We start from the raw sequence: 851 nt of genomic DNA, 5'->3' as shown, positions 1-851 counted from the left end.
GTCCCCATACAATCAAAGCCACACGCTGCGCAATTCGTTCGATCTCGCGCGCAACATGGGGCGGCGAGCGATTTCATAGTGCTATAGCGAAAACGTAGTGATCATCACTATCGGACGCGGCCCGCCAGTTTCTGAAAATTTCCTTTTAAAATCAGATAATTAGACCCAAGAGAGTCTGGTCATCCCACATCTCGCCCCACATTTTTGGTAGGCTGCCGTACGCGCGCGAGGCACGCCGTGAGTGGGCGCTCAAAGGCTAGCCGGTGGGTTTGCGCCTTGGAGCCCTTACACGCTTAGGAGCCTCCTCTGACGTGGGCTCTTCCGTTAGTAGAGTCGCGACCGGAACTCCTAACGCCTGTCCAGCCGACACAAGTGTTGAGAGGGTGGGATTGCGGCGTCCACGCTCAAGGCCACTCACGTACGCCCGGTCAACAGACATCCGCTCGGCGATCTCCTCCTGAGAAAGGCCTGCCTGAAGCCTATAGCGGCGCAAGTTGGACGCGAGCGTTCTCTGCAAATCCTCCATTCGCAAAGAACGTCGATGTTGTGGATTATTGTGCTACGCATTAAAGTGCACGTTAGCTATTTCTGCAGCGTCGGGGGGAGTCAGTTCATGAAGCGCAAGTGCGCTTGTTGGGGTCGTGTGTGCCGCTCAATCGCTGTCGTGACCGTGCTCTCAGCCTCGATCACCATTCCGGCCCTGGCGCCCGCCTTGGCCCAGCGCGGCGTCGAGTTCGGCTACAAGGACCGCATCTTCGAGCAGAAATATCTCCTGCCGGACGGCCTGAACGCGTTCGAGGTCCAGAACTATCTGCTCATGTCCGGCCTTCGGGCGATGGCCGTCACCGGCG

At 58.0% G+C, this 851-nt stretch carries 2 protein-coding genes; one reads left to right on the top strand and one right to left on the bottom strand.

The features are described from left to right. Positions 1-256: 256 nt before the first annotated feature. Positions 257-526, bottom strand: a complete 270-nt coding sequence (locus tag EJ105_RS27665; RefSeq protein ID WP_250168891.1) for a helix-turn-helix domain-containing protein — start codon at positions 524-526, stop codon at positions 257-259. A gap of 138 nt (positions 527-664) precedes the next feature. On the opposite strand from EJ105_RS27665, the gene EJ105_RS27660 reads away from it, so the two are divergent. Then, positions 665-851: hypothetical protein (locus EJ105_RS27660; protein WP_250168890.1), on the top strand; the 187-nt coding region annotated here is incomplete at its 3' end.

The organism is Xanthobacter aminoxidans, from assembly GCF_023571765.1.
Lineage (GTDB): Bacteria > Pseudomonadota > Alphaproteobacteria > Rhizobiales > Xanthobacteraceae > Xanthobacter > Xanthobacter aminoxidans.
This window is presented reverse-complemented; position numbering and strand designations above follow the sequence as displayed.

What these genes read in the sequence shown, in the direction of transcription:
- EJ105_RS27665 (WP_250168891.1), bottom strand. Translation starts at nt 526, where the DNA reads ATGGAGGATTTGCAGAGAACGCTCGCGTCCAACTTGCGCCGCTATAGG.